Raw genomic sequence first — 20236 nt, forward strand, 5'->3', positions numbered from 1 at the left:
ACGCTCCGCGTCGACTCCCTCCTCCGCCTTGCGAGCCACACCACCAGACCCCGCTCCCCGACCCGACGAGATCCAAACGAGAGACCCTGGGGGACCCCGGTGGTGCCCGCCCCACCAGGGGGGTGTGGCCAGCCGGTGTGCGGGGGCTACGGAGAGGACGGCGCCCCGGTGTTCAGCGGGGTCGCGTACGGCTGGCTGGTGAAGGCGAGCAGGTCCTCGCGGCTGTTGGTGATCCACCAGCGGCCCTCGTGCTTGTCGTCGGGGCCGGAGGACTGCGGCCGGGCGTGCCATCTGAGGACGAGTTCGTCCTTGCCGTCCCCGTTGAAGTCGCCCGCCTCGGCCAGTTGCGCGACGCGGTCGGACTTGCCCGCCCTCGCGCCGTCCACGCGGGCCGGGACGGTGCGGGTGAGGCTGACCCGCTTCTCGATCTTCGTCCGGCTGAGGGTGAGCAGCTCCGGGCCCTGGCTCGCGCCGCCGTCTTCGGGGGCGCCCTTGCCCACGGCCAGTTCGGTGCGGCCGTCGCCGTCCGTGTCGGCGGCCACGAACGGGCCGTTGAGGTGGGGGACGGGGAGGTGCTGGGGCTTCGCGGAGGTGTCGCCGCCGTAGTAGACGTCGAGGGACTGGTCGATCTCCGGGGCTTCCGTCTCGTAGCCCGGCTCGTTGTTGCGGCTGCCGTTGTCGCCGATGGCCACGTCCCGCGTGCCGTCGCCGTCGAAGTCGCCGAAGGCGGCGGCGCTGCCCGCGCGCACCTCGCGGCCCCGCTCGGGCAGCCCGTCCGGGCCCGCGGCGAAGAGGATGTTGCCCGCCTGCTCACCGTCGTCGCCCTGCCGGATCAGCAGGCCGGTGGGCCGGTCGGCCTCGGCGTCGATGCGGTCGGGGACCAGGTCTCCCCAGCCGCCGGTGTCCGCCGTACGGGTGTCGGTGCGGCTGGGCGTGCCGTCCCGGCGGAACGGGCCGTACATCAGGAGCAGGTTCTTGCCCTCGAGGCCCACGGCTGCCACGTCGGCGCTGCCGTCGCCGTCGAAGTCGCCGACGGCGGGCCCGGTGTCGCCCAGTCCCGTGCGGGAGTCGGCGCCGGGCAGCTTCAGCAGGGTCGGTTCGGCGCCGGTGCCCGGGCCCTGTGCGCTGCCCCAGGTGACGTAGGCGAGTGACCGGCTCGCGTGGATGACGCCGCCGGGGCCCGTCACCTCGGTGTTGTCGGAGGCGGTGGAGAGGGTTTCGGGGTAGCCGTCGCCGTCCAGGTCGGCGGTCGGGGGGACGCCCGAGGTGCCGGTGCCCAGGGCGGGGTCCTCGGCGTCGCGGGTGATCCGGGTGTCCGGGAGGAGGCCCTTCTTGGAGCCCAGCACGTAGACGGTGCGCGCCTGCGGCACCTGGAGGTGCAGGTCGCTGTAGCCGTCGCCGTTCACGTCGCGGGGGAGCTTGCTGCCCTTGCCCTGGGGTACGGGGGCACTGTCCGGGCCGGGCGTGACGACGGGGGCGGGGGTGACGGCCGGGGCGGGGGTGATGACAGGGGCGGCGCTGTCCTTGCCGTCCCCGTCTCCGTCCCGGTCCCCGTCGGCCTTTCCGCCGCCGCCCGCGGGGTCGTTGCCGCACCCGGCGAGGAGCACGGCTGCCAGTACGGCGGCGAGGGCGCCGGTGCGTGCGTTGCGTGCGCCCGTGGCACGGGCCGTGAACGTCATCGGGACAGGGTATGCGGCGGAGCGCGGCACGGAGACGGCGCGGCCGCTCGGTCCCGGTACCGCACCGGGCGGCGGGGGGACCGCGAAGAAGTCTTCGCGAAGGACTGTTCGCAAAGAGTTCTTCGCGGTTACCCTGCGAGGCATGAGCCAACCGACGGGGCCGAACCCCGAGACCGATGTGGTGCTGGACGCCAAGGGCCTGCGCGCCCTGGCGCACCCGGTGCGCGTACAGCTGGTGGGGCTGCTGCGGAAGCACGGGCCGTCGACCGCCACGCGGCTGGCGGAGCGGCTGGGCGTCAACTCCGGTACGGCCAGCTACCACCTGCGGCAGCTCGGCGCCGCGGGCTTCGTCGAGGAGGACGCGGAGCGCGGCAACGCGCGGGAACGCTGGTGGCGCTCGCGGCATCTGGCGACCTGGTTCGACAGCGTGGAGCTGGCCGAGCAGGAGCCCGAGGCGGTGATGGCGTACCTCCAGTCCGTCGTCGCGGCGGACACGCTGCGGGCCCAGCGGGTGCTGAGCGAGTTCCCGACGATGGCGCGCGAGTGGCAGCGGGCCTTCAACCTCAGCAGTACGTCGCTGCGGCTGACCGCGGCGGAGGCCGAGGCGCTGAACGAGGAGCTGTGGGCGGTGGTCGCCGGCTACCGGCGCGACACCCCGGAGCCGGACGCCGCCCCCGGCGCCGCGGGTGCGCCCGAGGACGCCGAACGGGTGACGGTGACGCTGCACGTACTCCCCGAGCTGGGCATAGTCCGTACGCACGACCCGACCTCGTGAGCGGGCCGCGCCCGTCCGCGTCGCCGCTCGTGGAACCTCCCGTGGAACCTTCCGTGACGCCCACCGTGCTGCGGGCGCGCAGCGCACGGCCGCTCGCCGGGCTGCTCGCGGCGCTCGCGGTGTCGCTGACGGGCACCCGCGTCTCGGCCGTCGCGCTGCCGTGGTTCGTGCTCGTCACGACGGGCAGCACCACGCAGACGGGGCTGGTGGCCTTCTGCGAGATGACGCCGTACGTGCTGGTCAAGGCGTTCACCGGGCCGCTGGTGGACCGGGCGGGGCCGCGGGTCGTCTCCTGGAGCACCGACTGCGTCAGCGCGACCGCCGCCGCCCTGGTCCCGCTGCTGCACGTACTGGACGTGCTGTCGCTCTGGCTGCTGCTCGTGCTGGTCGCCGTGATCGGGGCGGCGCGCGGGCCGGGTGACCTGGCCAAGGAGGTCATGGTCCCGGAGGCGGCGGAGCGCGGGGGCGTACGGCTGGAGCGGGCGACGGGGTACTCCGGGGTGACCGAGCGGCTCGCCGCGACCGTCGGCCCGGCGGCGGGCGGGGCGCTGGTGGCGCTCCTGGGGCCGATGGCGGGGCTGGTGGTCAACGCCGTCTGCTTCGCGCTCGGTTCGCTGATCATCGCGGTGGTGCTGCCCCGCGGCATGGGCCGCGCGGTCCCGGCGGGGGCGGGCGAGGCGGGGACGGGCGAGGCAGGGGCGGGCGAGGCGGCTGGGGCCATGGCGGGAGTGGCGGCGCCCGGCTACTGGCGGCGCTTCGGCGAGGGCTTCGCTTTCCTGCGCGGTGACCGGCTGCTGCTCGCCATCATCCTCATGATCTGCGTCACCAACATGCTGGCGGCCGGGTTCACGACGGTGCTGCTGCCGGTGTGGGCGCAGGAGTCGGGCCGGGGTCCGGCCGCGATGGGGCTGGCCGTCGGGGTGTCGGGCGTGTTCGCCGTGCTGGCGAGCCTGACTGCTGCGGCGGTGGCGCACCGGATGCGGCGCAGGCCGGTGTTCTTCGCCGCGTTCCTGCTCGCCGGAGCGCCGCGGTTCCTGATCCTCGCCACCGACGCCCCGATGTGGGCGGTGCTGGCGGTGTTCGCCCTGGACGGGATCGGCGCCGGATTCCTCAACCCGATCCTGGGCGCGGTCATCTTCGAACGGGTGCCGCGTCGGCTGCTGGGCCGGGTGCAGGCGCTCGGCGACTCGCTGGCCTGGTCGGGCATCCCGTTCGGCGGGCTGGTGGCGGGGGCGGCGGTCGCCTCGGTCGGGCTGGCGCCCGCGCTGGTGCTGGGGGGCGCGGTGTACTTCCTCACCACGAACCTGACGGGGCTGCGGCCGGAGTGGCGCGAGATGGACCGGCTGCGCGGGAGGGGCGGCCGGGGCCGGAGCGGGTGAGGCGGGGCGGTCCGGGGCAGCACACCGCCCCCGGACCGCCCGGGTGTCAGGACCGGCGCACGGCGCTGCTGTCCGTACCGCTGTCCTCCGTACCGCTCGTGCCGCCTTCCGCCTCGTCCGCCCCGGCGGCCGTCTCCTTCAGCGCTCCCGCCGGCAGCAGCCGGGCGAGCCCGCCCGAGCGGCTCGCGGCGAGCGGGGCGAGGACGGCGAGGATCAGCACGTAACCCGCGATGAACGGCCCGAGGCGGGCGTCCAGCCCTGCGTTGGCGGCCATCGTGGCGAGGATGAGCGCGAACTCGCCGCGCGCCAGGAGCGTCGTCGCCACGTTCGCCGCGGGGACGGCGCCGAAGCCGAAGATACGGGCGGCGAACAGTCCGGCGGCGACGTTCATCGCGACCGTGATCGCCACCGCGATGAGCACCGGCCAGATGACGCTCGGCAGGTCGCCCGGGTCGATGGAGAGGCCGAAGCCGAAGAAGAAGATGGCCCCGAACGCGTCCCGCAGCGGGTGCACCAGCTCCCGGATGCGGTCGCCGGACGAGGTGTTCCCCAGCATCAGGCCGACCATGAACGCGCCGATGGCGTCCGCGACACCGAACTCCTCCGAGATCCCCGAGATCAGCACCACGGCGCCGAGGAAGGAGATGACCAGCAGCTCGTCGTCCTTGGTCGCGATCAGCCGCCCGATGATCCGGCTGCCCCAGCGGGCGGCCACCGCGAGCAGCGCCAGGAAGGCGAACGCCTTGCCCGCGTCGAGCACGGCCGCACTCGCGCTGTCGGCGCCGGAGATGACCGGCTGGAGCGCGGCCAGGTAGAGCGCCAGGAAGATGTCCTCGACGACGATGATGCCGAGGATCGGGCGGGATTCGAGATTCCCGATCCGGCCGAGGTCGACCAGGATCTTGGTGACGATCGCGGAGGACGAGATGCCCAGGACGCCCGCGAGCACCAGCGCCTCGGAGAAGCCCCAGCCCAGCCCGAGCCCGAAGAGGAAGCCCGCGCTGACGTTCAGCGCCAGGTAGACGGTGCCCGCCGTGGCCATCTTGCGGCCGCCGGCCTTGAGGTCGTCGATGTGGAATTCGAGGCCGAGGTAGAAGAGCAGCAGGACCAGGCCGAGTGCGGTGAGCATCTCCAGCTGGTGCGGGTCCTCGACAAGGACGTAGCCGGGGGTGTGCGGGCCGAGGAGCATCCCGGCGAGGATGAAGAGCGGGATCGTCGGCAGGCCGATGCTGCGGCCCAGCCGGGCGAGGACGGCGGCGGCGAGGAAGGCGCCGCCCATGGCGAGAAGGGTGTCGGCGTGCCCCATCCGCGATCACCCGCCCCTGCGCGGCGGCGTGGGCGGTGTGGGCGGGCCGGAGGGCGTGCTCGGGAGGGGACGGGCCGCTGCGGCGTGCGGGCGGCGTGGGCGGCGTGGGCGTGGGTGGGGACGGCTGAGCGGAAGCAAGCGGGGGACTCCTCCAGGGGGCAGCGGGCATGCGGACATGACCCGATCGGGTCAACGGATAGTCAAGTGGATGCCAATAGTTACTTTACCAAACGTCTTTCGAGCCCTGGCCACAGAGCGCGGCCCCGCACTCACGGTGAGTGAGTACGGGGCCGCGGGGTGCGTGCGAGCGGGGGTGCGTCGACCGCCGCCGACGTGCCTTACGTGGCGGGCTCCGGCTCCGGCGCGTCCTCGGTCTCCGCTTCGCCCGCGGGCGGATCGGCCGGGGTGCGTACGGAGTCCAGCAGCAGCTGGGCGACGTCGACGACCTGGAGGTCCGCCTTCGCCTGGCCGTCCGCCGGGGTGTCGCCCTCGGACGCCTTCTTGCCGTTGACCGAGTCGGTCAGCATGACGAGGCAGAACGGGCAGGCCGTGGAGATGATGTCCGGGTTGAGGGAGAGTGCCTCGTCCACGCGGTCGTTGTTGACCCGCTTGCCGATGCGCTCCTCCATCCACATCCGCGCGCCGCCCGCGCCGCAGCAGAAGCCGCGCTCCTTGTGCCGGTGCATCTCCTCGTTGCGCAGGCCGGGCACCCGGCCGATGATCTCGCGCGGCGGGGTGTAGACCTTGTTGTGCCGGCCCAGGTAGCAGGGGTCGTGGTAGGTGATGAGCCCCTCGACCGGGGTGACCGGCACGAGCTTGCCCTCGTCGATCAGGTGCTGGAGCAGCTGCGTGTGGTGTACGACCTCGAAGTGGCCGCCCAGCTGCGGGTACTCGTTCGCGATGGTGTTGAAGCAGTGCGGGCAGGTCGCCACGATCTTCTTCTTGGACGCCGGCAGGGTGACGCCCTCCTCGGCGTCCTCGCCGAAGGCGGCGTTCAGGGTGGCGACGTTCTCCTCACCCAGCTGCTGGAAGAGGAACTCGTTGCCCAGCCGCCGGGCCGAGTCGCCCGTGCACTTCTCGTCGCCGCCCATGATGGCGAAGGAGACACCGGCGATGTGCAGCAGTTCGGCGAACGCCTTGGTCGTCTTCTTGGCCCGGTCCTCCAGCGCGCCCGCGCAGCCGACCCAGTAGAGGTACTCGACCTCGGTGAGGTCCTCGACGGTCTTGCCGACCACCGGCACCTCGAAACCCGCCTCGCGCTCGATCTCCTTGGTCCACTCCAGCCGCTGCTTCTTGGCCAGGCCCCAGGGGTTGCCCTTCTTCTCCAGGTTCTTGAGCATCGTCCCGGCCTCGCTCGGGAAGGCGCTCTCGATCATCACCTGGTAGCGGCGCATGTCGACGATGTGGTCGATGTGCTCGATGTCGACCGGGCACTGCTCGACGCACGCCCCGCAGGTGGTGCACGACCACAGCACGTCCGGGTCGATGACGCCGCCCAGCGCGCCGGGCCCGTCCTCGTACGTACCGACGAGCGGGCGCTCGGCCTCGGCCAGCGCGCTCGCGGGGACGTCCGCCAGCTGCTCGGCCGTCGCCTTCTCGTTGCCCTCCGCGTCCTTGCCGCCGCCGGTCAGCAGGTACGGGGCCTTGGCGTGCGCGTGGTCGCGCAGCGACATGATCAGCAGCTTGGGGGAGAGCGGCTTGCCGGTGTTCCAGGCCGGGCACTGCGACTGGCAGCGTCCGCACTCCGTGCAGGTGGAGAAGTCCAGCAGGCCCTTCCAGGAGAAGTGCTCGACCTGGGAGACACCGAACTGCGTCTCCTCGCCCTCCTCGTCGTCGAACACCGTCTCGAAGTCGATCGCCTTGCCGCCGGAGGTCATCGGCTGGAGCGCGCCCAGCGCGCTGCCGCCGCGCGCCTCGCGCTTGAACCAGATGTTGGGGAAGCCGAGGAAGCGGTGCCAGGCCACGCCCATATTGGTGTTGAGGCTGATGACGATCATCCAGATGAACGACGCGCTGATCTTGATCGTGGCGGTCAGGTAGACCACGTTCTGGAGCGTGCTCTCGCTCAGCCCGCCGAAGGCGGCGACCAGCGGGTACGAGAGGAAGTACGCCGCCTCGTACCCCTCGACGTGGTGCAGCGCGCCCTCCAGTCCGCGCAGGGTGAGGATCGCCAGCCCGACGGTGATGATCACGGCCTCGACGAAGTACGCCTGGCCGGTCTTCGAGCCGGCGAAGCGCGACTTGCGGCCCGCGCTGGAGGGGCTGCTCAGCTGCCGGATGACGACCAGCACCAGGATGCCGACCACCGTCATCGTCCCGATGAACTCGACGAACATCTCGTACGGCAGCCAGGTGCCGATGACCGGCAGGACCCAGTCGGCCTGGAAGAGCTGCCCGAAGGCGTTCACGATGGTCAGCAGGAGCGTGTAGAAGCCGATCGCCACGAACCAGTGGGCGAACCCGATGATGCCCCAGCGGTTCATCCGGGTGTGCCCGAGGAACTCCCGCGCCAGGGTGAGCGTGCGCTGCACCGGTTCGTCGGTGCGCAGGCCGGCGGGGACCGGCTGGCCCAGCGCCATCGTGCGGTAGATCTGGTGGAGGGCGCGCGCGAACAGGGCGATGCCGACCACGGGCAGCACCAGGGAAACGACGATCGCCGCGAGTTGCATGAGGGCTCCTCGGACCTGCGGGGCGAGCTTATTTACTAAGCGGTAACTTATTGGGCTCGTACGAGACTACCCACTATCCCAGCGGGGCCGCACCCGGCTGTGCGGTGATCTGCGTCGCGAGGGCCGCTGAGCTAGGGTTTCCCCACGATGTATGACAGAAAGGGAAAAAAGGGGCAAGAGCTGGCGGGTCACGAGCACGAACGTCTGTGGCTGACCCTGCCCTGGGTGCTGATCGGCGTCGTCGCGGTCGTCGAGGTGATCCGGGTTCTGCTCGACCTCGACGAGGTGCGGATCGGCCCGCTGCTCGCCCCCGCCCCCGCCATCGCCGCCATCCGGGGCGGTCCGCGCGCGGTGCTGTGGGTGTCGGTCGCGGCGACGGCCGTGGCGGTCGCCCGTACGGTGGGTCACGACACCCGTGACCTCGACCAGCATCTGACGGCGCTGGGCGCGGTGTTGCTGGTGAGCGTCGTGAGCCTGGCCGCCAGCCGTGCGCGCGTGCGGAACGAGGCGCGGCTGACGCAGGTGCGCCGGGTGTCCGCCGCCGCCCAGCTCGCCCTGCTGCGGCCGATGCCCCGCCGGGCGGGCGAACTGCGGCTGGCCGCGCGCTACGTGACGGCGGAGTCCGAGTCCCGCATCGGCGGCGACCTCTACGAGGCGGTCGCCGGCGGCCCGCACCACCACACCCGGCTGATCATCGGCGACGTGCGCGGCAAGGGCCTGCCCGCCGTACGGGCCGCCGCCGCGGTGCTCGGCGCCTTCCGTGAGGCCGCGCGGAACGAGGCGGATCTGGGGCGGATCGCTCTGCGCTGCTCGGAGGCCGTCACGCTGTTGGTGCGGAGCACCGGCGAGGACGAGGAAGCGGGCGCGGAGGCGGGCGGGGACGGCGGCGGCAGGGACGACGGTTTCGAGCGGGTGTGGCAGGCCGAGATGGGCCTGGCGACGCCGGACGCGGCGGAGCTGTTCGTCACCGCGATCGTGATCGAGTTCGTGGGCCCGGCGCTGCGCGTGGTCAACCTCGGCCATCCGCCGCCACTGCTGCTGACGGCCCGGTCGGCCGACTACGTGCACGCTGGTGACCCGCTGCCCCCGCTGGGCCTGGCACACCAGCTCTTCGACGACTTCCCCGTGCACACCTGTTTCTGGGGACGGGGCGACCGGCTACTGCTCTACACGGACGGCATCACCGAGGCGCGGGACGCCGACGGGCTGTTCTTCCCCCTGCTGCCGCACGTGGACGACCTGCTGGACGTGCACACCTACGCGCTGCCGGATGAACTGCTGCGGGCGGTCGACCGCCACTCGGGCGGCGAACTGGGGGACGACGCGGCGATCGTCGCCGTGGAGTGGTGCCCGAAGGAGGACGTGGGCGGGGGCGGGGGCGCGGAGGGGGCTCAGGCGGGCCGCGGGGCGTCCGCGGGCTGAGGCCCGCCGTCGCCGTCGGAGGAGCCGCCCCCCGTCATCTCGAACAGCACCATCGTCGCGCTCACCCGCACCGTGCCGGGCGTACGCGGCGGCCGGGCCGCCGTGTGCAGCTCCTCGCTCAGCTCCAGCGCGTGCCGCCGGATCGCCTCCCAGGCGGCGGGGTCCATCCACAGCTCCGCGTCGGTCAGCTCGCCCTCTCCGGCCGGCGACCGGTCGGCCGCACGGCGGCGCAGCTCCTCACCGAGCGCCGCGGCGACCAGCAGGTACTCCTCGGGGCTCTGCGTGGTGAGACGCCCGCCGGTGTCCGGGTCGTGCCGGTAGCGCTTGGCGCGCCCGCCCCGTACGTCGACCTGCTCCACCAGCCCGACCAGCCCGGCGGCGTGCAGCCTGCGCAGGTGGTAGCTGACGTTGGCCTGGGTCTCGTCGAGCGCGCGGGCCGCCTCGGCGGCGCTGAACGCGGCGCCCGTGAGCAGGGAGAGCAGCCGGAGCCGCAGGGGATGAGCCAGCACCCGGAGCCCGCCGACGGCGGTGCGGGAGCGCGGTTCGGGCATCGGCCCAGTATGCGGCGGTGCCGGTAAGCCGGTCAAAGCCCGCGAACGGTCAGGGAGCGCACCTCCTTGCTGCACAGTGCCGCGCACGTGGCGACGGCGACCAGCGCGGTGCCGCCGAGCAGCGTCGCCCGCACCCCGATCTGCTCCGCGAGCGGCCCGGCCGCCATCTCGCCGACGGGCAGCGCCAGCATCGAGCCGAGCGCGTCGTACGAGTAGACGCGGGCGAGCTTGTCCTCGGGGACGTTCTCCTGGAGCGAGAGGTCCCAGGCGACGCCGAACTGCTCGATGGCCATGCCGTTGACGAACATCGCGGCCAGCAGGATCGCCAGGTCGGCCGACTGCGCCAGCGCGACCAGCGGCAGGGCGTCCAGCGCCACCACGGCGACGCCGATGCGCAGCGCGTGCCGCGCGCGCGAACGGGCGACGACGAAGCCGCCCGCGAGCGCGCCCGCCATCTGGGTGCCGAGCACGAAGCCCCACGCCGTACGCCCGAAGGTCTCGTCGGCCAGGGCAGGTCCGAGGACCTGGAGGCTGCCCGCGGCCACCGCGTTGACCACGAAGAACTGGAGGACGACCACCCACACCCAGGTGCGGGAGACGAACTCCCGCCAGCCCTCGCGCAGTTCGCGCAGCGCGTGGCGCAGGCCGGGCCGGGGTGCGGCGCCCTCCGCCGCGCCCGCGCCTGCGCCTGCGCCGTCCACGCCTGCGCCGTCCACGCCGGTACGGGGCGCGGCCAGGCCGGAGCCCGCCCGGCGGTAGGCGGCGGCGGCGCACAGGAAGGCGGCGGCGTTGGCCGCCAGCGCCCAGCCCGGACCGAGCAGCGCGGCGGTCATGCCCCCGAGCGAGGTCCCGGCGATCATCCCGGTGTTGAGGCCCATCCGGGCCAGTGCGTTGGCGCCGCGCAGTTCGGCCGCGGGCACGGTCTGCGGGGTGAGCGCGGCCGAGGCCGGGATGGAGACGGCCGAGACCGCCCCGTTCAGAACGCTGAGCACGACCAGCAGCGGGAGCGTGGCCGCCTCCAGCAGCAGCACGGCGGCTACGGCGCCCTGGGCGAGGGCCGCGGCCAGGCTCGCCCCCTGGAGTACGAGGCCGCGCGGCAGCCGGTCGGCCAGCAGGCCGCCGAACAGCAGCAGCAGGGCGTTCGCCGCCGACCGGGCGCCCACGACGAGGCCGACCTCCACCGCGGACCCGCCCAGGTCCAGGACGGCGAAGGCCAGCGCGAGGGGGGCCATGGAGTTGGCGAAGTAGGTCAGCGTGCGGCCCAGGGCGAGATGACGGAAGCGGCGGTGGCGCAGCGGGCCCAGGAGCGCGCCGCGCGGCGGGGTCGGGGTGCGGGTCACCCCGGGAGTCTGCGCGTGCCGCACGCCCACAGTCAAACAACTATTTGGAGGTCGGGTGCGCGAAGCTGGAGGGAGCGGCCGGACGGTGTGATTCCCCCGCCGTATGCCCTCCCGCCTCGGCTCGTGAGGCCGTGACCTGCAATGACGTCGTGAGCGGTGTGCCATGCCTGTAAAGGCGGCATAAGAGTTGAGCGTCCTCCGCTCAGGTCATTTGACTTGCCGATCGCGGTCGTGCACTCTTGAGCCAGATTCACTCAAGGCTTCTCTGGAGGACTGAAATGGCACGTGCGGTCGGCATCGACCTGGGTACGACGAACTCCGTCGTCAGTGTTCTCGAAGGCGGTGAGCCCACCGTCATCACCAACGCCGAGGGCGCCAGGACCACGCCGTCCGTCGTCGCCTTCGCGAAGAACGGCGAGGTGCTGGTCGGCGAGGTGGCCAAGCGCCAGGCGGTGACGAACGTCGACCGCACGGTGCGGTCGGTCAAGCGCCACATGGGCACCGACTGGAAGATCAACCTCGACGGCAAGGACTTCAACCCGCAGCAGATGAGCGCCTTCGTGCTCCAGAAGCTGAAGCGGGACGCCGAGGCGTACCTCGGCGAGAAGGTCGCCGACGCGGTGATCACCGTCCCGGCGTACTTCAACGACCACGAGCGGCAGGCCACCAAGGAGGCCGGTGAGATCGCGGGCCTCAACGTCCTGCGCATCGTCAACGAGCCGACCGCCGCCGCCCTGGCCTACGGGCTGGAGAAGGAGGACCAGACGATCCTGGTCTTCGACCTCGGCGGCGGCACCTTCGACGTCTCGCTGCTGGAGATCGGCGACGGCGTCGTCGAGGTGAAGGCCACCAACGGCGACAACCAGCTCGGCGGCGACGACTGGGACCAGCGCGTCGTGGACCACCTGGTCAAGCAGTTCCAGTCCGGCCACGGCGTGGACCTGGGCAAGGACAAGATGGCGCTCCAGCGGCTGCGCGAGGCCGCGGAGAAGGCGAAGATCGAGCTGTCCAGCTCGACCGAGACCACCATCAACCTCCCGTACATCACGGCGTCCGCCGAGGGCCCGCTGCACCTGGACGAGAAGCTGACCCGGGCGCAGTTCCAGCAGCTGACGCAGGACCTGCTGGAGCGCTGCAAGACCCCGTTCAACAACGTGATCAAGGACGCCGGCATCGCGCTGGCCGAGATCGACCACGTGGTGCTGGTCGGCGGCTCCACCCGGATGCCCGCGGTGGCCGAGCTGGTCAAGGAGCTGACCGGCGGCAAGGAAGCCAACAAGAGCGTCAACCCGGACGAGGTCGTCGCCATCGGCGCCTCGCTCCAGGCCGGTGTGCTCAAGGGCGAGGTCAAGGACGTCCTGCTGCTGGACGTCACCCCGCTGTCCCTCGGTATCGAGACCAAGGGCGGCATCATGACCAAGCTGATCGAGCGGAACACCACGATTCCGACGAAGCGCTCCGAGATCTTCACGACGGCCGAGGACAACCAGCCGTCCGTGCAGATCCAGGTCTACCAGGGCGAGCGCGAGATCGCGGCGTACAACAAGAAGCTCGGGATGTTCGAGCTGACGGGCCTGCCGCCCGCGCCGCGCGGTGTGCCGCAGATCGAGGTCACCTTCGACATCGACGCCAACGGCATCATGCACGTCGGGGCGAAGGACCTGGGCACGGGCAAGGAGCAGAAGATGACCGTCACCGGCGGCTCCGCGCTGCCGAAGGACGACATCGAGCGCATGATGCGCGACGCCGAGCAGTACGCCGACGAGGACTCCAAGCGCCGCGAGGCCGCGGAGACCAGGAACCAGGCGGAGCAGCTCGTCTACACCACCGAGAAGTTCCTCAAGGACAACGACGAGAAGGTCCCGGCCGACGTCAAGTCCGAGGTCGAGACCGCGCTGGCCGACCTCAAGGAGAAGCTCAAGGGCGGCGAGACGGCCGAGGGCGAGGACACCGCGGCGATCCGCGAGGCCTCCGAGAAGGTCGCGGCCACCAGCCAGAAGCTCGGCCAGGCGCTCTACGCCGACGCGCAGGCGGCGCAGGCCGCGGGCGGCCCCGAGGGCGGCCCGCAGGACGCCGCCGGTGCGCCCAAGGGCGACGGCGCCGAGGACGATGTCGTGGACGCCGAGATCGTCGACGACGAGAAGCCCAAGGGTGGTGCCGCGTGACGGAGGAGACCCCGGGCTTCCCTCAGGAGCCCGAAGTCCCCGCCGACGCCGCCCAGGAGACACAGCCTGAAGACGCGGCGGAGGCCGCCGGGCCCGCCCCCTCCGAGGAGGCGGGCCCGGCGGGCCGGGCCGGGGACACCCAGGAAGCACGGAAGGCAGCCGGCGCCCAGGAGCCGGAGGAGGCCCAAGAGGTCTCCGGCGGCGGGGCGGAGCGGCAGAAGCCGTCCGGCCAGGCCGGTGCGAAGACCTCCGGCCAGGACGTCGCGCTGACGGCCCAGCTGGACCAGGTCCGTACGGCGCTGCACGAGCGCACCCAGGATCTCCAGCGGCTCCAGGCGGAGTTCCAGAACTACCGCCGCCGCGTCGAGCGGGACCGCGTCGCCGTCAAGGAGATCGCCGTGGCGAACCTCCTGACGGAGCTGCTGCCCGTACTCGACGACATCGGGCGCGCCCGTGACCACGGCGAGCTGCTCGGCGGCTTCAAGTCCGTCGCCGAGTCGCTGGAGATGGTCGCGGCGAAGATGGGGCTGATGCAGTTCGGCAAGGAGGGCGAGCCCTTCGATCCGACGGTGCACGAGGCGCTGATGCACTCGTACTCCCCGGATGTCACCGAGACGACGTGCGTGCAGATCCTCCAGCCGGGGTATCGGATCGGCGAGCGTACGATCCGCCCCGCGCGGGTCGGGGTCGCCGAGCCGCAGCCCGGCGCCCAGCCGGGGCAGCCCGGTGCGGACGACGGTGCGGACGACGAGGACAGCAGTGGCACGGACGAAGGCTGACCGCCGGTCGGGCGGCCGGTCGGATGGCTGAGCGGGAGGAGGGACGTCGGGGATGAGTACCAAGGACTTCATCGAGAAGGACTACTACAAGGTTCTCGGCGTCCCGAAGGACGCGACCGAGGCCGAGATCAAGAAGGCGTACCGGAAGCTCGCCCGCGAGAACCACCCGGACGCCAACCGCGGTGACGCCAAGGCCGAGGAGCGTTTCAAGGACGCCTCCGAGGCGTACGACGTGCTCGGTGACCTCAAGCGCCGCAAGGAGTACGACGAGGCGCGCACCCTCTTCGGGAACGGCGGCTACCGTCCCGGTCCTGGCGCGGGCGGCGGCGCGGGCAGCTTCAACTTCGACCTGGGCGACCTCTTCGGCGGCTCCCAGGGCGGGCCCGGCAGCCCGGGCGGCGCGGGCGGTCCCGGCGGCGCGGGCGGCTTCGGCGGCGGCCTGGGCGACGTGTTCGGCGGGCTGTTCAACCGCGGCGGCACGACGACCCGTACGCAGCCGCGCCGCGGGCAGGACATCGAGTCCGAGGTGACGCTCAGCTTCACCGAGGCGGTGGACGGGGCGACGGTCCCGCTGCGGATGTCCTCCTCGGCCGCCTGCAAGACCTGCGCGGGCACCGGCGACAAGAACGGCTCGCCGCGGGTCTGCCCCACCTGCGTCGGCACCGGCCAGGTCAGCCGCGGCGGCGGTGGCGGCTTCTCGCTCACCGACCCGTGCGTCGACTGCAAGGGGCGCGGGCTGATCGCCCAGGACCCCTGCGACAACTGCAAGGGCAGCGGGCGCGCCACCAGTTCGCGCACCATGCAGGTCCGCATCCCGGCCGGAGTCTCGGACGGGCAGCGCATCCGGCTGCGCGGCAAGGGCGCGCCGGGCGAGCGCGGCGGTCCCGCCGGTGACCTGTACGTGGTCGTCCACGTCGACAAGCACCCGGTCTTCGGGCGCCGGGGTGACAATCTCACCGTCTCGGTGCCGGTCACCTTCCCGGAGGCCGCGCTCGGCGGCGAGATCAAGGTGCCCACGCTCGGCGGCCCGCCGGTCACGCTGAAACTCCCGCCGGGCACGCCCGGTGGCCGTACGATGCGGGCGCGGGGCAAGGGCGCGGTCCGCAAGGACGGCACGCGGGGCGACCTGCTGGTCACCGTCGAGGTGGCCGTACCGAAGGATCTGAGCGACAAGGCGAGGGACACCCTGGAGTCCTACCGCGACGCGACGGCGGCCGAGGACCCCAGAGCAGCGCTGTTCAAGGCCGCGAAGGGAGACTGAGATGACCGGCCGAGGTGGGCGAGGCCCCCGATTCGGGGGACCGCAGCCGTACGAACTGACGGACGACTCACCGGTCTACGTCATCTCGGTCGCCGCCCAGCTCTCCGGCCTGCACCCGCAGACGCTGCGCCAGTACGACCGGCTCGGCCTGGTCTCCCCGGACCGCACGGCCGGGCGCGGTCGGCGCTACTCCGCGCGGGACATCGAACTGCTGCGCCAAGTGCAGCAGTTGAGCCAGGACGAGGGCATCAACCTGGCCGGGATCAAGCGCATCATCGAGCTGGAGAACCAGGTGGCCGCGCTCCAGGCGCGGGCCGCCGAACTCCAACAGGCGCTGGAGGGCGCGGCGGTGACGCTGCGGCAGCGCGAGGCGCAGGTGCACGCGTCCTACCGGCGTGACCTGGTGCCGTACCAGGACGTGCAGCAGTCCAGCGCGCTGGTCGTCTGGCGCCCGGGGCGCCGGCGCCGGTGACCCGGGCCGGCGCGTGCCGGGCGCGCGGACCGGTCAGCGGGCCGGGCCGTTGACGACGTCGTGCAGCAGGGCCTGGGTGCTCTCCCGGGTCATGGTCGCGTAGACCCGGGTGGGCTTCTTGCCCCCGTAGCTCGTCTTGAGCTGGTACGGGCACCCGTCGGTGCCGGCGGGCCCGGGGCCCTTGACCGTCCGCACCACCTTGCCGGTGCGCAGCTCGTAGACGGTGTACTCGTAGGTCTGGGAGTACATGGGGTAGGTGGTTCTGTTCGACGTGAGCGCGTTGTACTGGCACGAGCCGAGCTGCTGCGACCCCTTGGTGCCCTTGCCGCAGGCGATCAGCTCGACCTCGGAGGGGCTCTCCGAGCCCTCGAAGATCTTGAGGTTGGGGAACCGCACCTGCCAGAACACGTAGGTGCCGGAGAAGGAGGTGTCGGACTCGTAGTCGTCATGGAAGACGACCACGGTGTGCGGGCCCTTCCCCTCGTACTTCGCCGCCTCGGGGACGCCCTTGCCCATCTTGGCGCACTTCCCGTCCAGGTCCCCCACGTTCGGCTTCTCGGCGGAGGCGGAGGCGGAGGCGGAGGGGGAGGGTGAAGCGGTGGCCGAGGCGGACGGGGTGGCCTCGGGGGTGAGGGTCGCGTGGGCGCTGCCGGAGGGGGATTCCTTCGCGTCGTCCGGTGAGTCGTCGCCACCGCCCGAGCAGGCGCTCAGCGCGGTCAGGACGAGTGCCGCTCCGGCGGCGGCTCCGCTCCGGCGTCTGGGTCTGTGCACCGACAAGCTCCCTTCCGGGGGGTGAGGGCCCGGAGTCGGGGGCCCGCTGCTGCGTGCGAGCGTAGTGGAGAACGCGATGCCGCACGCCGCTATGGGCCGGACGCCCGGCCGTCGGACACCCGTGGCCCCCGCAGGGCTGCCCGCGTCCTGTCAGCATGCTGCGGGGCCGGTGCAGCATGCTGACAGCGTGCTCCCCTTCGCGACGCTTCCGCCCCCTGGCATGGTCATAACTGACCGGTAACCAGGCTCGTTTGATCGGGGAATGACATGGGTGCACGCTTCGCCTCCCGTACGACCGTGCGCAAGGCCGTCGTCGTCGCTGGGCTGATGCTGGGAGCCCTCGCCTTGTCCGCGGGCACGGCCGCCGCCTCCTCCCCGCCCGCCCCGGCCGCGGCGACCACCGCCGACGCGGGCACGCTGGTCAACGGCTGGCAGTAACGGCGGTGCGGTTCCAGCTCCTTGGGCGGCGGCCCGCCGGACGTACCGGGCCGGCACAGCGCGGAGTTCGCACCCGCCCGGCGGTGCGCACGGCGTTGCCGACCGGCCGCGCGGCGATGACCGCGACGGCCCGGCGCCCCGTCAGGCTGCCCGCCGCCGCCAAGGAGGCGGACCGTGCCGGATGACTCGGCCGGGACCGTGCCCGTGGGCCTCGCCACTTTCGAGTCGTACGTGGAGGTCACCCTCGTGCGCCGCTGCCCCACGGCCTCCAGCCCGGAGACCACGGCGGTCCGGTTGCTGGGGCTGCTCCCCGCCCGGTGGGCCTGCGAGCCACTGGTGGAACCGGACCGGGTCCGCCTGCGTGTCCAGCTGCCCGGTACGGGCGGTCCCGACGCGATCCGCGAGGCGGTCTCCCGGGTCCTGGCCGACCCGGCCCTGCGCGGCTGGACCGCCCGACCGCGTCCGTCCACCTCGTGAGGTGCGATGCCGGGGTGGCAGCACCGGGGCGTGCCGCCGGGCCCGGGGGCTGAGCCGCAGGTCACAGGCGGTCCCCGGGAGCGGAGTATCCGGTGGACGACGCCTCCGCCGCCTGATCTGATGGCGCGATGAACTCGTTCTGGCAGGGTCGGCGGGTACGCCTGCGCGGTGTCGAGCCGGAGGACTGGGAATCGCTCCTGCGGTTCGGCGCGGAAGAGGAGGGCTTGGGGGACCTGCTGCACCCGCCCCGTTCCGCCGAGAGTTACCGCGCCGGGGCGAAGGAGCGGTCCGAGGCCAAGCCCGACGGCGACTGGTTCCAGCTGATCGTGGAGGCCGCCGAGAGCGGCGAGGCGGTCGGCAGCGTCCTCGTGTACGCGGCGGACGCGCGCGGGGGCGCCTTCCGGTACGGCGTCACGATCGCCGCCGAGCACCGGGGCAGGGGTTACGCGACGGAGGCCGTGGTGATGCTGCTGCGCTTCATGTTCGCCGAGCGGCGGTTCCACAAGTGCGAGGCGCACGTCTTCGCCCACAACGAGAGGTCGCTCGCCTTTCACCGCCGCCTCGGCTTCGTCGAGGAGGGGCGCCTTCGTGAGCATCTCTTCGTCGGCGGCGAGTACGGCGATCTCGCCATCGTGGGCATGCTCGCCGACGAGTTCGCCCGGGCACACGGGATGAGCGCGCCCGGGTGAGCCCCGCCGCGCCCCGTCGCTACGGTTGCCCGTGTGATCGATACCAAGTACTGGACTTCCGCGCCGGACCGGACAGTTCGCGGCTCGACGGGCCTGTGCCACCTGACGGTGATGCACCCGCCGTTCGGCCTCGACGCCCGCGGCCTTCCGCCGCAAGACCCGGCGCGGGCGCGGGCGTTCGCCGAGTCGTCGGAGGGTGTGGAGGCGGTGGGGGAGGTCCTCGGTCCGCGCTCCGTGCAGACTCCCTTGCCCTCAGCGGTGCGTGGCGATCTGGACGTCGTCCATGCCGCCGTGTGGGGCGGCATGTCGAGCCTCGTGAATCCGGCTTTCGCGAGCGACGGGAACGACGAGCCGCTCAGGTCCGCGGCCGGTGCGCTGCGTGAGCGGTTCCCCGACGCGCGGATCGTGGGCCGGGTCGCCTACCACGGTGGCATGGAGCACACCGAGGACCTCGTGTGGCTGCCGGACGGCGCCATGTTCCACGCCTCCGGCTGGCCCGGGGACGAGCCGTTCGTCGTCGGCGGCGACCCGGAGGCGGTGATCGCCTCGCTGGCTCTGAAGAGCTGGATGCTCGACAACGCCGGCGTCGACCTGGACGAGGCACGGAACGAGATCGAGTGGTCACGCCTGGCGGGTCTGGCGCTGGGCCCTTCGGACCCGTGGGGGTGGGAGGAGATGCGGGCCACCGCGTTCCGCGTGCAGCATGCGGAGGAGGCGGTACGGGCCATGGAGGGCCTGTACTTCGGCTGAGGGCTGTCCGGTGAGCCGCGGTGACCGGCTGGCCCGTACGTCTGAGCCGGTTGCCATCCGCCGCACGGAGCGGGTGTGTTCAGCGCGGATCGTCGGCATCCGCTGGTGCGTCAGATCCAGCCGTGTTCGCGGGCCAGCAGCGCCGCCTGGGCGCGGCTGGCGGCGCCCAGGCCGCGCATGAGGTCGGCCACGTGTCTTCGATAGGTGCGTACGGAGATGCCCAGTTCGCGTGCGCCGGTCTCGTCCTTGCCCGCGGACACCATCGACTGGAGCACGCGCAGTTCCATCGCGGAGAGCGCGGACGGGGCGGGCTCGGGGGGCTTCGGCGGCTCGTCGTCGGGCGCCGGGGGCAGCGGTCCGGCCTGGTCCCAGATCTTCTCGAAGAGCGCGATGATGTTGGCGACGAGGCCGCTCTCGTGTGCCAGCAGCGCGCCGCGGGAGGGGTGTTCGGGATCGATGGGGACCAGCGCGGTGCGGCGGTCGTAGACCAGCAGGCGTTCGGAGACGTCGTCGGCCACGCGGATCATGGCGCCGTTCGCGGCCAGTTCGCGCAGGTAGCGGAGCGTGGGGCCGTGCTTGAGCGCCTTGCTCAGCACGACGCTGCGGATGCGTACGCCACGCCGCAGGCAGCGCAGGTCCAGGGGGCGCGAGTGCGCGACGTTCTCCGGCGACAGCTCGGCGTACGGCTCCACGGAGAGGATCTCGTCCCGGGCGAAGAAGGCCAGATCGTCGATGCGGCTGCGGATCTGCGGCAGTTCGGTCAGCTGCTCCACGCCCTGCGGGGGCGGGACGCGGGCGTCCGTCTCCGCGCGTAGAGCCTCGATGACGTGGCGTGACCGGGTCACCCGCAGCAGCTCCTCGTGCAGCTCGTGCATCCGCCGGTCCATCAGGCGGGAGACGGCGGCCTCGGGGCTGGTGGGGGAGACGCGGCCGGGGGCGGCGGGGTCGGGGCGGCCGGACCGGCCGGACGGGCGGAGCAGCCCCAGCTCGTACAGCCTGTTCAGCGCCTGCCGGGCGGACTCGCGGTCGGTGTGCAGCCGGAGGTGGATGTCTTCGACCGGAGTGTCCGGGTTGCGCAAGAAATGACGGTACATTTCTTCCTCTTCCGGAGAGACTCCGAAGACGGACATCGCATTGGCACCCAAGCTGTACCCCCGCTGCATGGATGTGGAGCCAGTGTGCGGCCGGTCGGCAGGTGTGGCGGGGGCGGCGTGTGTGCGGCACGGCTCGCCCCCGTGCGCAGCGTAGAGCCTGGGGTGGGGTCTGCGGGAGCTTCGGTGCGCAACTGTGTGCGTGGGGTGCATAAACCATGT

General features: G+C 72.5%; 18 protein-coding genes. 11 read left to right on the forward strand and 7 right to left on the reverse strand.

The genetic code is table 11. The features are described 5' to 3' along the window. Positions 1 to 146: 146 nt before the first annotated feature. Positions 147 to 1679 (reverse strand): FG-GAP repeat domain-containing protein, encoded by a 1533-nt coding sequence (locus H299_RS34030; protein WP_051262441.1) that lies wholly within the window; start codon positions 1677 to 1679, stop codon positions 147 to 149. 142 nt (positions 1680 to 1821) lie between these two features. On the opposite strand from H299_RS34030, the gene H299_RS0113735 reads away from it, so the two are divergent. Then, the gene (locus H299_RS0113735; protein ID WP_027748876.1) at positions 1822 to 2454 is read left to right on the forward strand and encodes a winged helix-turn-helix domain-containing protein; all 633 of its coding nucleotides are present in this window, start codon (positions 1822 to 1824) and stop codon (positions 2452 to 2454) included. A 41-nt stretch (positions 2455 to 2495) separates the two neighbouring features. After that, the gene (locus tag H299_RS34035) at positions 2496 to 3833 is read left to right on the forward strand and encodes an MFS transporter (protein ID WP_051262442.1); all 1338 of its coding nucleotides are present in this window, start codon (positions 2496 to 2498) and stop codon (positions 3831 to 3833) included. Between the two features lie 46 nt (positions 3834 to 3879). Here the strand turns inward: H299_RS34035 and H299_RS0113745 are convergent, their stop codons facing one another. Next, positions 3880 to 5112: a cation:proton antiporter gene (locus H299_RS0113745; protein ID WP_027748877.1), complete on the reverse strand. Its 1233-nt coding sequence runs from the start codon at positions 5110 to 5112 to the stop codon at positions 3880 to 3882. A 365-nt stretch (positions 5113 to 5477) separates the two neighbouring features. Next, the gene (locus tag H299_RS0113750; protein ID WP_027748878.1) at positions 5478 to 7808 is read right to left on the reverse strand and encodes a (Fe-S)-binding protein; all 2331 of its coding nucleotides are present in this window, start codon (positions 7806 to 7808) and stop codon (positions 5478 to 5480) included. Between the two features lie 147 nt (positions 7809 to 7955). On the opposite strand from H299_RS0113750, the gene H299_RS34040 reads away from it, so the two are divergent. Then, positions 7956 to 9230, forward strand: a complete 1275-nt coding sequence (locus H299_RS34040) for a PP2C family protein-serine/threonine phosphatase (RefSeq protein ID WP_106965793.1) — start codon at positions 7956 to 7958, stop codon at positions 9228 to 9230. Here the strand turns inward: H299_RS34040 and H299_RS0113760 are convergent. Together H299_RS0113760 and H299_RS0113765 are read right to left on the reverse strand one after the other, a co-directional pair. Next, positions 9200 to 9781 carry a helix-turn-helix domain-containing protein gene (locus H299_RS0113760; protein ID WP_027748879.1) on the reverse strand — a complete coding sequence of 194 codons (582 nt, stop codon included), beginning with the start codon at positions 9779 to 9781 and terminating at the stop codon, positions 9200 to 9202. The two genes, H299_RS34040 and H299_RS0113760, sit on opposite strands and share 31 nt — an antisense overlap. A 32-nt stretch (positions 9782 to 9813) precedes the next feature. Next, positions 9814 to 11121: an MFS transporter gene (locus H299_RS0113765; protein WP_027748880.1), complete on the reverse strand. Its 1308-nt coding sequence runs from the start codon at positions 11119 to 11121 to the stop codon at positions 9814 to 9816. A 278-nt stretch (positions 11122 to 11399) separates the two neighbouring features. On the opposite strand from H299_RS0113765, the gene dnaK reads away from it, so the two are divergent. The 4 genes from dnaK to H299_RS0113785 are packed head-to-tail and all read left to right on the forward strand — an operon-like array spanning position 11400 to position 15798. After that, on the forward strand, positions 11400 to 13286 hold the full coding sequence (gene dnaK / locus H299_RS0113770) for a molecular chaperone DnaK (RefSeq protein ID WP_027748881.1): 1887 nt from the start codon (positions 11400 to 11402) through the stop codon (positions 13284 to 13286). Then, on the forward strand, positions 13283 to 14065 hold the full coding sequence (gene grpE, locus H299_RS0113775) for a nucleotide exchange factor GrpE (RefSeq protein WP_027748882.1): 783 nt from the start codon (positions 13283 to 13285) through the stop codon (positions 14063 to 14065). Before dnaK ends, grpE begins: the two co-directional genes overlap by 4 nt. Positions 14066 to 14117: 52 nt before the next feature. Continuing rightward, entirely contained in the window at positions 14118 to 15326 is a 1209-nt protein-coding gene (gene dnaJ / locus H299_RS0113780; RefSeq protein WP_027748883.1) for a molecular chaperone DnaJ, read from the forward strand. A gap of 1 nt (position 15327) precedes the next feature. After that, complete coding sequence (locus H299_RS0113785; protein ID WP_027748884.1) at positions 15328 to 15798, forward strand: heat shock protein transcriptional repressor HspR; 471 nt, start codon at positions 15328 to 15330, stop codon at positions 15796 to 15798. A gap of 33 nt (positions 15799 to 15831) precedes the next feature. Here the strand turns inward: H299_RS0113785 and H299_RS34045 are convergent, their stop codons facing one another. Next, complete coding sequence (locus H299_RS34045; protein ID WP_037758911.1) at positions 15832 to 16569, reverse strand: hypothetical protein; 738 nt, start codon at positions 16567 to 16569, stop codon at positions 15832 to 15834. Positions 16570 to 16836: 267 nt separating this feature from the next. On the opposite strand from H299_RS34045, the gene H299_RS39610 reads away from it, so the two are divergent. From H299_RS39610 to H299_RS0113815, 4 genes are all read left to right on the forward strand, one after another. After that, positions 16837 to 17007, forward strand: coding sequence for a hypothetical protein (locus tag H299_RS39610; protein ID WP_158692328.1), 171 nt, complete (start codon positions 16837 to 16839; stop codon positions 17005 to 17007). Between the two features lie 174 nt (positions 17008 to 17181). After that, positions 17182 to 17484 (forward strand): hypothetical protein, encoded by a 303-nt coding sequence (locus H299_RS0113805; protein WP_486587261.1) that lies wholly within the window; start codon positions 17182 to 17184, stop codon positions 17482 to 17484. A 128-nt stretch (positions 17485 to 17612) separates the two neighbouring features. Further along, a complete protein-coding gene (locus tag H299_RS0113810; protein ID WP_027748886.1) occupies positions 17613 to 18173 on the forward strand; it encodes a GNAT family N-acetyltransferase in 561 nt (186 codons plus the stop codon). 33 nt (positions 18174 to 18206) lie between these two features. Continuing rightward, entirely contained in the window at positions 18207 to 18923 is a 717-nt protein-coding gene (locus H299_RS0113815; protein WP_027748887.1) for a DUF6333 family protein, read from the forward strand. A 110-nt stretch (positions 18924 to 19033) separates the two neighbouring features. On the opposite strand, the gene H299_RS0113820 is transcribed toward H299_RS0113815, so the two are convergent. Next, positions 19034 to 20068 (reverse strand): LuxR C-terminal-related transcriptional regulator, encoded by a 1035-nt coding sequence (locus H299_RS0113820; protein WP_027748888.1) that lies wholly within the window; start codon positions 20066 to 20068, stop codon positions 19034 to 19036. Between the last annotated feature and the right edge of the window lie 168 nt (positions 20069 to 20236).

Source organism: Streptomyces sp. CNH287 (genome assembly GCF_000424825.1).

Excerpts from the sequence above, each read along its gene's own strand:
- H299_RS34040 (WP_106965793.1), top strand. The coding sequence starts at position 7,956 with ATGTATGACAGAAAGGGAAAAAAGGGGCAAGAGCTGGCGGGTCACGAG.
- H299_RS0113750 (WP_027748878.1), bottom strand. The coding sequence starts at position 7,808 with ATGCAACTCGCGGCGATCGTCGTTTCCCTGGTGCTGCCCGTGGTCGGC.
- H299_RS39610 (WP_158692328.1), top strand. The coding sequence starts at position 16,837 with ATGGGTGCACGCTTCGCCTCCCGTACGACCGTGCGCAAGGCCGTCGTC.
- dnaJ (WP_027748883.1), top strand. The coding sequence starts at position 14,118 with ATGAGTACCAAGGACTTCATCGAGAAGGACTACTACAAGGTTCTCGGC.
- H299_RS34030 (WP_051262441.1), bottom strand. The coding sequence starts at position 1,679 with ATGACGTTCACGGCCCGTGCCACGGGCGCACGCAACGCACGCACCGGC.
- H299_RS0113760 (WP_027748879.1), bottom strand. The coding sequence starts at position 9,781 with ATGCCCGAACCGCGCTCCCGCACCGCCGTCGGCGGGCTCCGGGTGCTG.
- dnaK (WP_027748881.1), top strand. The coding sequence starts at position 11,400 with ATGGCACGTGCGGTCGGCATCGACCTGGGTACGACGAACTCCGTCGTC.
- H299_RS0113735 (WP_027748876.1), top strand. The coding sequence starts at position 1,822 with ATGAGCCAACCGACGGGGCCGAACCCCGAGACCGATGTGGTGCTGGAC.
- H299_RS0113810 (WP_027748886.1), top strand. The coding sequence starts at position 17,613 with ATGAACTCGTTCTGGCAGGGTCGGCGGGTACGCCTGCGCGGTGTCGAG.
- H299_RS0113745 (WP_027748877.1), bottom strand. The coding sequence starts at position 5,112 with ATGGGCGGCGCCTTCCTCGCCGCCGCCGTCCTCGCCCGGCTGGGCCGC.
- H299_RS0113785 (WP_027748884.1), top strand. The coding sequence starts at position 15,328 with ATGACCGGCCGAGGTGGGCGAGGCCCCCGATTCGGGGGACCGCAGCCG.